Here is a 9,076-nt window from a genome sequence, read left to right as displayed (position 1 = left end):
GGGGGAGTGGGGGAATAGGGGATAATTAACTCTTGTAGAGACGCGAAATTTCGCGTCTCTACAACTCCTAACTTTTGTACAGACGTTCCAGTAGTTTTGTACAGACGTTCCAGTAGTTTTGTACAGACGTTCCAGTAGTTTTGTACAGACGTTCCAGTGGAACGTCTCTACTTATGAAAATCATCGCTTATACTTACACTGACCCTTTACTAGAACCCGCACCCGATCCTCATAGTTGGGGATGGGAAGTGGATCGAGTTTATGAGGATTTGGGTAAGCGATCGCAATTAGAAGAATTACTCAGTGATTGTCAAACCGAAAGAGCAAATTATCTGCTGATTCGTCGGTTGGAGGAATTGGGGGATAATGTAGAACAAGTGAGCGATCGCTTAACGCAACTCGAAGCGATGGGGATAGCAATAATTGCCACTGAACAAGCTTACTCTTCAGAAACTGCTAATTTTCGCGCTGACTTATTCAAATTGTTACACGAAATTCAGCACCAGCAACGCAGCCGTCGCATCCGCCAAGGACATGCCCGCAATCGTTTGGAGGCTGCACCACCACCTGGTAAAGCACCCTATGGCTATCGTAGAGGTAACGGAAAATACATTATTGACCGTAGTACTTCGACGGTAGTCAAAGATTTTTTTGATAATTTTCTACTTTACGGTTCTTTGCGGGGAGCAGTGCGTTATCTGGCGAAAAAATATGCTAAGAAAATCTCTGTCACCACTGGGCGCCGCTGGTTGACAAATCCAGTATATCGCGGTGATACCGCTTATCGGAACGGGGAAATTATTTCTGATACCCATGTGCCAATTATGGCAAAAGAAGAAGCAGCACAAATTGACCGACTTTTACGCCGCAATAGCCGTTTGCCATCTCGAAGTGCAAGCGCACCGCGTTCTCTAGCGGGTTTGGTTATTTGTGGCGAGTGTGAATCGCATATGACAGTTATCCGTGTAACTCAGCGTCACCAAGATAAAGAGTATCTTTATTTACGTCCAATTAGCTGTCCAAAAAGTCCAAAATGTCGCGCTATTCCCTACGCACAAATTTTGTCAAAGACAATTGAAGCGGTTTGTCGTGACTTACCGAGTGCAGTCGGGATGATGAATTTTCCTCAATTAGATGCCGTTAAAAATAGTTTAGGTGAAAAGAGCGATCGCCAACAACAAATACTCGAACAGCTACCCACCTTAGTAGAAAGCGGAATTTTAGATGTAGAAACCGCAAAACTAAGAGCATACAAACTCCGCACAGAAATTTCTGCACTCCAAGCAAAGCTTGCAACACTCCCCCCAGTGAACTTGCTTTCAGTTGCTCAAGCTGTTTCCATTCCGCAATTTTGGTTAGACTTATCAGAAGCCGAACGACGATTTTACCTGCGAGAATTCATTCGCAAAATTGAGATTATTCGTCAAAATCAAAATTGGCAACTCCAAATCATATTTATTTTTTAACGAAGAAGAATTCAGGAGACTCCGCTCCTCGTAGAGACGTTCCACCGTCACGTCTCTACCGCACTCCTGACTTTTTCTCACCCTCCCACATTTTTATCGTTCTCAACTTGACTTCTAAAAGAAGATGCAGGTCGTCTTCCCGCATTACGCACATTCACAAATTTACCAAGTAAATCGAACCAAAAAGGGGCACCCATCGAAATCGCAATACCACTAAAAATCCAACCAGGAAGCATAGTTAAAATTTTCCAGAAAGGGAAATCCTTCTTCTCATGTGTCCAAGCAATTTGCTGATTTAAGTTAACATCAGACCAACCAATCGGTAAAGCAACATTGTCTAAAGCGCTATCAGCTTGGTCTCTGATTACATCTAGGGTTGCACTATTATCTGGTTCTCCCTGAGAATTTGGATTAGCGATCGCCTGATTATTTTGATTATTGAGTAATATATCCCCAGCATTATTAGTAATTGTTTCTCGTAGAGCCGAATCTTTTGATAGTCTACTAATCATGTGAAATGCATCTGCATTAGCAACGATAGCAATACTTAAACCGAGCATAATTGCTACTCCTTTAGCATTCCGCTTATAAACACCAGAAGCTCGCTCCATTGAATTATCAAACGTCTGTTCAATTTCTTTTTGTAATGCATAAATACCTTCTTCTGTGCTTTTAATCTTTGATTGGGCACGTTTTCCTAAAAGCGTAATATTTTCGACAACAGATTTTGGGAGTTTATCAATTAAATCTATAGTTTGAATTACATTTCTAATTCCTTGATTTGTAGCGCTTTCTTGATCTTTGACGGCTTCTTTAATTTCCTGAAAAATCGCATTGTCTCGTCTAATAAATTCGACAGCTTGATTGAGACTAGGTTTTTGTAGCACTCCTAAGGAAATTGCCTGTTGAACTGCTGCTTCTTTAATTTCATGATGAACGGCACTATTTTTGTCAACAGATTCGACAACTTCATTGAGATTAGGTCTTAAACCTCCTGACGAAATTGCCTGTTCTATATCTGCAAAAATATTTTTTTTGATAAAGTTTATTTTTCGCAATGTTTTGTCAAATAAATCCTGTTTCGGCATCTCTGTCTGAAAAACTTCTATATATCTATCCAAACTTTCTCCCAAACGACTAACACTAGTATTCAAATCAGCTTTTTGATTTTGAAAATTCCAGCTTATTTGTTCAAAGTCAGCTTGAGTTTCTGCATATTGCTGAAACATAGTATTGATGAATGGGGCAGAAACTTCATCATCATTTGTCTGTTGTTGCAATTCGATTAAAACTTGTTCTATTTTAGCTAATTGGGCATTCTTAAATTTTTCCAGCCGGGATTGAGTTAATGTCTGAACCAGCGTTGGTAATTGCAAGGTTTCCATTAACGTCGTCGCAAATATGTCTGAGGGAATATAAGACGGACCGCTACGTTTTTTCTCTCCAAAAATAGTTTCTTCTTTATCACCTCCTGGTCGTGGTGTTTTGACTGAACGATATAATGAGCCAATTCCCCAAGTAAGTCTGCGGGGTAAATTTACCAGAAATCCTTTAGCTTCTTGGTTAAGATTTTTTACTAAAGCATGAGAATAAATACTATTAGCTAATTCAATCACATGAGCGTCTTCTGAGTTCTCAACATCACCAGCTAAAAAGATTTCAACTGACTTTTTTAAGTGTTCAGCCCGCCATTGCAACACAGTAGCAATTAATTCCTGAATTTCTGAGGCTAATAAACTTAAACTTAAGTAAGTAAACACTAAACCTAACGCCAAATCGAAAATAACAGGTATATTCATTGATAGAGTCTCCAATAGCGGTAGAATATTGTGTATTGTATTATGTGTATCAGTTTTTTCCGGGAAATATTTGTTAAATAATTTAAAAAAATCTTAGAAGAAATTGTGAAAAAATATTATTCGCGATCGCCCAAATTTGAGCTAATTTTAAATCTATGAATTATTCACGCGGCAGTGATTGTTACGTGTTGGCAACATTGGAGACTCCAAAACGTCTGGAGTGTAATCGAAGTGTGCTTTTCATACTTATTATCCTAGATTATGCAAGAAGGAAACTTTACTTGGGCTCGTCTAGAAAAAAAATATCGCGTGGTTGAGAAAAGGATTGATTGGGGATGGGTGATAGTGCTGTTGTTGGCAGCGGTGTTACTATTTAGCATAAATCTTGGGGAATTGCCACTGCGAGATTGGGATGAAGGTACTGTGGCACAAGTTGCCCGTGAAATTTGGCGTGCACCGGCTGGTTCAATGCGTTGGCTTTACCCGATGCTAGGAGGTCTACCATATCACAATAAGCCTCCGCTGATGCATTTGCTAATTGCCTGGACTTATTCGCTGTTGGGGGTAAATGAGTGGACTACGCGCTTACCAGGAGCAATGTTAACAGCTATTTCTGTACCTTTGTTGTATTGCATTGGTAGAGAGATATTTCGTCAACGTTGGGCAGCGATTTACAGTGCTTTGATTTATCTCACCATGTTGCCGGTAGTGCGTCATGGACGCTTGGCAATGTTAGATGGTGCGGTAATCTGCTTTTTTATGGTGATGATGTTGTGTGTATTGCGATCGCGTCGCGATTTGCGTTACTGTCTGGGCATTGGCATCGGTTTTGGCTTAATTTGTCTAACTAAAGGCATGTTAGGCATATTATTAGGAGCTTTAGCCTTTTTATTTCTTCTGTGGGATACCCCACGACTTCTCACCAGTTGGTATATGTGGATAGCCATCATCATTGGCAGTATACCAATCGTTTTCTGGTCTGGTTCCCAGTGGATACATTATGGTGAAAGTTTCGCCCGTATTGGTATTATGGGTCAATCCCTCAACCGCATTAACACCCATGTTGAGAATCATTCTGGACCACCCTGGTACTATCTGTTAGAAATTTTCAAGTACGCATGGCCCTGGCTGATGTTTTTGCCGCAAGCGCTACGCTTAATTTGGGAAAATCGCAATCTTAGCTGGGCAAAACTCGTGCTGGTGTGGGGTGGTGTTTACCTGCTAGCTATTTCCCTCATGGGAACCAAACTACCCTGGTACGTCTTTCCGATTTACCCCAGTTTAGCTTTAGCTTTTGGTGCGTTGCTGGCAGAAACAGAAAATCCATCTTTACAGTCATCTTATCCCAAAGCTTGGATAGCTAGTTTTTCATTACTCGCGGTAGTGGCTTCTGCTGGCAGCATTTATTACAGTTGGGGCACAACAGGTAAATCTGACTTACAGATGATTTTTGCTGCTGTAGCTGTAACTATGGCTACTTCCGCTATTTTAGCAGAGCGAGGGGACGGACAATTCCTCAAGATTCTGTTTTGGGGAAGTTATATTTCGCTGCTGCTGTTGATGAAATCAAACTATTGGGTTTGGGAATTAGAAGAAGCTTATGCTGTTAAACCAGTTGCTGTGATGATTCAGCGGGCAAAACCTACAGTTAGAAAGATTTATACATCTTTTCCCTATAATCGCCCGTCATTGAATTTTTATAGCGATCGCAACATTATTCCCGCTTCTGGTGCTGAACTAAAACATTATTGGCAATACAACGAGCAACCCTACTTTTTACTCGATGCATCTACTCTGAAAAATCTCCATTTAGAATCAGTCAAGCGAATTGACGAAACCGGAGGATTCACACTGATTACAAAAGACACATATTGAATTGGGGACTAAGGGCTGGGGAAGAAATAGCATTGATGTCTCTTCCTAATTCCTAATCCCTAGCGCGGGCGATCGCACTCCTAACTAGTCTAAACTCCAGCGATCATCTGTGATTAGTGTTATGTTACACTGAAACTATGTCTAAGATGCAAAATTTGAGCATAGACATAAATTTGCTCACAGGGATATTTCCTCGCTTTGAGCAAGGGAAAGATTTTGTTCATCAAAGCGTTGATTCTTTAACTTGCTGCAGCGCAGCAAGTTAAAGAATCTTGGCAGCAAACAGCAACGACAACTGTTGAACAAGCTAAAAGTTCATTAGAACAGTCTTGGCAAACTGCTGACCAAATTAAGAATACAACATCGAGAGCAGTTGAAAGCGCGATCGCTTCTTCTATGAATGATTGGATTACCCAACATCCAGCTATTTTCCGGATAGTGCAAGTCCTTGCGTGGGGGAGTAATCACCCAATTATCAGTTTAGTAATTCTGCTTTTCACCATTGCGATCGCTTCAAGTATCATTAAAGCGATCGTCCGCTTGATTGAAACCGCTAGTTGGTCGATTCTCCAAGTTCCTTTTAAATTACTTTTTGCCTTAATTAAAGTTAGCTTTGTCTCATTTACAAAAGTTAGCAACATCGCTCTTAAAAAACTCGCATTTCCTCAACCAGTTAATAACCTGCCAGCTTTGCCACCTGCAACTCCTCAACCAATTTACAAAGATAAACAGCAAAGACTTACAGAAATTACTCTGCGCTTAGAGGCAATTCAAATAGAGCAAAAGCAACTTTTGCAAGAAGCTACAGAACTTTTGGCTACAGATGCGATCGAGATGAAAAAGCAAGATGTAAATCTAGGATAAGATAATAACGCCCTTATGGGTAAGACGTTGAAAGTCAGGTTGCGATCACGCTTTCGGTCACGGTTGCTGTATTTTATTGAAACAAGCTACTAAATTTGTACTTGACAGCAAGATTTATTTCTTACAGCTAACATCTGTGAAGTTTGCTTTCATGCTTCTATTTCAAATACAACCGGATAAAATCTTGACGATTGAGGGTGATAACAGCCCGATTGTCGCTAACTGCAAATGCCAGCACTTCATCATCAGGAATTCCTAGGTTTGCATTTCCAGCTTCCTGTACTGTTAAAACATCATGTCCCATTGTTCGCAGCAGTTCACTCACTTTCCGTGGAAACTGCTCATCAGCATATAAACGCACCATTATTTAAGCAACCTCATTAGCGCGGATAGCAGCTTCAATTTCTTCAGGATAAGCATCTGCATATACCCAAGTGTTAACTAAATCGGCTGCGCTAATATGAGGATAATCTTGCAAAAGTTGAGCTTCAGTAATGCCAAGACGACGCGCTTCAACTAATAGCCAAACAGCAATGCGGGTTCCAGCAATGCAAGCTTCTCCACCGCAAACACCTGGTGTTTTAGTAATACCTTTAGCTCCAATGTTGATAGTTTGAGTTAGACTTTGAATAATTGCGGCTTTTTCCGTTGGGAGTAGAGCAAGGATTTGATATTCTAGTTCTTGGAGAGTCATAGAGTAACTAGCTAAATTTTTAGTGTAGTTGTTTAATTGTAGTGACGGGGATAGGATGAGCATCTGAAATTGCGATTGTTCGTGCATATTCCAAAATCGCTATATTATTGTTTAGTTTCCAACTTTTTTGTTTGTCTACAGCATTTAAATTTGATACCACGCTGTTAACGCTACCGCCAAAGCATCTGAAGCATCATCCGGTTTAGGAATATAATCTAAATCTAACTCCCGCGCTACCGCATCTTGGACTTCCGACTTCTCGGCATTGCCATATCCCGTTAACGCTAGTTTAATTTGGGCAGGGGTAAATTCGACATAGGGTAAGCGACGCTGCCCTAACACCAATATCATCACACCCCGCGCCTGTGCAACTAAGATAGTACTTGACATACGATAGAAGAACAATTTCTCGATCGCTACCAAATCGGGTTTAAATTCCTCCATCAGGGTGTGCAAATCGTCGAACAAGGTAGACAGTCGCTGTCCCATTTCCGCATCTGACGGCGTACTGATAACACCAAAATCCAGCATATCTACTGTTGTGCTTTGTACCTTGGCTTGACTTTGTTTGCAAGTTATGGCACCAAATCCTAAAATTGCCAGTCCTGGATCTAATCCTAAAATTCGCTTTTCCATTAGTTTCGGTTTTACCAAACCAGGGTATTGTTTTACTGGGATGCTGGCAAGTTTAACTACTAGCTCTTAATGTAATGGAATCAAAAAATTTAATAATTCCACATTTGGCATTAACGGGTCGCAAGAGCGGATTCTCCCACAGGGAGCGCACTTGTGTCGGTTCAGAATAAAAGCGATCGCTCATTCTGCTGGGGATGCCTTTGGACTGGGCACTGGGGTATGAAATTATGGATAAAATTTGGTTGGAGTCCCAATCCTCATCCAAATCTTCCCAGTAAAGAGTCCCCTTTTTAAAGCCAGGTGGTGTACATTTTCTCTTATTCACTGTTCTAAACACATTGCTTATTTTCAGGTATGTCAATTGGTTTTCTCAGACAAGCTTTAAACACCTTGCAAGCGCAATCCCGTCGTCGCACTTCCCATAGAGTTAATCAGTGGTTCAAATGGTTATCCCCAGGTATATCGGTGAAACGCTGGTTGCTAATCTCGGTTGCGGGTGTAGTGCTAGTAAGTCTGGGATTGGCTATTTGGATTAAGCTGACACCAATTTTTTGGGTGCTTGAGTTTCTGCGGGGTATTTTGGGAGCGATCGCCGATGTCTTACCCAATTATATTAGTGGACCTTTAGTTATATTATTTGGCTTGCTGTTGGTTCTCTGGGGACAAACCCGCACTGTCGGCTCAATTACTGAGGTTCTCAGACCAAAAGGACACAGTGAAGAAGAATTAATTGATGTACTATTGGCGCATCGTCGATTGTACCGGGGACCGAAAATTGTCGTGATTGGTGGTGGTACGGGACTTTCCACATTGCTCAGAGGACTAAAAACCTACAGTGCCAATATTACCGCCATTGTCACCGTCGCTGATGATGGCGGTTCTTCTGGACGGTTGCGTCAAGAATTTGGCGTCTTACCACCAGGAGATATTCGTAACTGTTTAGCAGCACTAGCAGACGAAGAAAAGCTTTTAACAGAACTGTTTCAATACCGCTTCAAAGCCGGGGATGGCTTGACGGGTCACAGTTTTGGTAACTTGTTTTTAACGGCGATGAGTGATATAACCGGAGATTTAGAACGAGCCGTTGCTGCCAGTTCCAAAGTGCTAGCGGTGCGAGGACAAGTATTACCTGCTACATTAAGCGATGTCCGCCTCTGGGCTGAGTTAGCCGATGGTCGCCGAATTGAGGGGGAGTCGAGTATTCCCCAAGCTGGGGGTACCATTGTGAAAATTGGCTGCATTCCGGCTAACCCCCCAGCTTTGCCAACAGCTATCAAGGCAATTAATGAGGCAGATTATATCATAATTGGTCCAGGTAGCCTATATACTAGTCTGATTCCTAATTTGTTGGTTCCACAAATTGCCGATGCGATCGCCGCTTCCGTTGCTCCCCGTATTTATGTCTGCAATATCATGACTCAACCGGGTGAAACTCAAGGATACACTGTTTCTGACCACATTAGAGCAATTGATGCCGCTTGTGGACGACAGCTTTTTGATGCTGTATTAGTACATAAAAAATCCCCTAGCGCTCATTCCCTAATCCGCTACGCTCAACAAAAGTCTCATCCCGTCTTCCTCGATCGCGAAGCTGTATTGGAGCTGGGACGAAGAATTGTCTTAGCAAATATTTTGTTTGAAGATGATATTGGCTGGGTACGTCACAATCCCCAGAAGTTAGCGCGAGTTTTGTTCCGGTGGTACAGTGGCGCCCATCAGGGGATGGGGAGGTAGGGAGATGG

At 41.7% G+C, this 9,076-nt stretch carries 9 protein-coding genes; 4 read left to right on the top strand and 5 right to left on the bottom strand.

The genetic code is table 11. From position 1 onward, the window contains the following. The first annotated feature begins 173 nt into the window (after positions 1 to 173). Positions 174 to 1,466: a recombinase family protein gene (locus tag OGM63_RS18710; protein WP_263747165.1), complete on the top strand. Its 1,293-nt coding sequence runs from the start codon at positions 174 to 176 to the stop codon at positions 1,464 to 1,466. A gap of 77 nt (positions 1,467 to 1,543) precedes the next feature. On the opposite strand, the gene OGM63_RS18705 is transcribed toward OGM63_RS18710, so the two are convergent. After that, positions 1,544 to 3,265 (bottom strand): hypothetical protein, encoded by a 1,722-nt coding sequence (locus OGM63_RS18705; protein WP_263747164.1) that lies wholly within the window; start codon positions 3,263 to 3,265, stop codon positions 1,544 to 1,546. A gap of 261 nt (positions 3,266 to 3,526) precedes the next feature. Between OGM63_RS18705 and OGM63_RS18700 the strand changes: the two genes are divergently transcribed. Together OGM63_RS18700 and OGM63_RS18695 are read left to right on the top strand one after the other, a co-directional pair. After that, positions 3,527 to 5,140 (top strand): ArnT family glycosyltransferase, encoded by a 1,614-nt coding sequence (locus OGM63_RS18700; RefSeq protein ID WP_263747163.1) that lies wholly within the window; start codon positions 3,527 to 3,529, stop codon positions 5,138 to 5,140. Positions 5,141 to 5,536: 396 nt separating this feature from the next. Further along, a complete protein-coding gene (locus tag OGM63_RS18695) occupies positions 5,537 to 6,004 on the top strand; it encodes a hypothetical protein (protein ID WP_263747162.1) in 468 nt (155 codons plus the stop codon). Positions 6,005 to 6,161: 157 nt separating this feature from the next. Here OGM63_RS18695 and OGM63_RS18690 read toward each other — a convergent pair whose 3' ends face one another. The 4 genes from OGM63_RS18690 to OGM63_RS18675 are packed head-to-tail and all read right to left on the bottom strand — an operon-like array spanning position 6,162 to position 7,659. Further along, positions 6,162 to 6,368 (bottom strand): DUF5615 family PIN-like protein, encoded by a 207-nt coding sequence (locus OGM63_RS18690; protein WP_445974562.1) that lies wholly within the window; start codon positions 6,366 to 6,368, stop codon positions 6,162 to 6,164. Positions 6,369 to 6,371: 3 nt separating this feature from the next. Beyond that, positions 6,372 to 6,785, bottom strand: a complete 414-nt coding sequence (locus OGM63_RS18685; RefSeq protein WP_375340497.1) for a DUF433 domain-containing protein — start codon at positions 6,783 to 6,785, stop codon at positions 6,372 to 6,374. Between the two features lie 57 nt (positions 6,786 to 6,842). Further along, the gene (gene ruvC, locus OGM63_RS18680) at positions 6,843 to 7,334 is read right to left on the bottom strand and encodes a crossover junction endodeoxyribonuclease RuvC (RefSeq protein WP_263747161.1); all 492 of its coding nucleotides are present in this window, start codon (positions 7,332 to 7,334) and stop codon (positions 6,843 to 6,845) included. 52 nt (positions 7,335 to 7,386) lie between these two features. Continuing rightward, on the bottom strand, positions 7,387 to 7,659 hold the full coding sequence (locus OGM63_RS18675; RefSeq protein ID WP_263747160.1) for a hypothetical protein: 273 nt from the start codon (positions 7,657 to 7,659) through the stop codon (positions 7,387 to 7,389). A 29-nt stretch (positions 7,660 to 7,688) separates the two neighbouring features. On the opposite strand from OGM63_RS18675, the gene OGM63_RS18670 reads away from it, so the two are divergent. Next, on the top strand, positions 7,689 to 9,068 hold the full coding sequence (locus OGM63_RS18670) for a gluconeogenesis factor YvcK family protein (RefSeq protein ID WP_263747159.1): 1,380 nt from the start codon (positions 7,689 to 7,691) through the stop codon (positions 9,066 to 9,068). Positions 9,069 to 9,076: the final 8 nt, after the last annotated feature.

Source organism: Plectonema radiosum NIES-515 (assembly GCF_025753815.1).
In the GTDB taxonomy this organism is placed as follows: domain Bacteria; phylum Cyanobacteriota; class Cyanobacteriia; order Cyanobacteriales; family Nostocaceae; genus Hassallia; species Hassallia radiosum_A.
The sequence above is the reverse complement of the archived record's forward strand: the minus strand, read 5'-3'. Positions and strand labels throughout refer to the sequence as shown.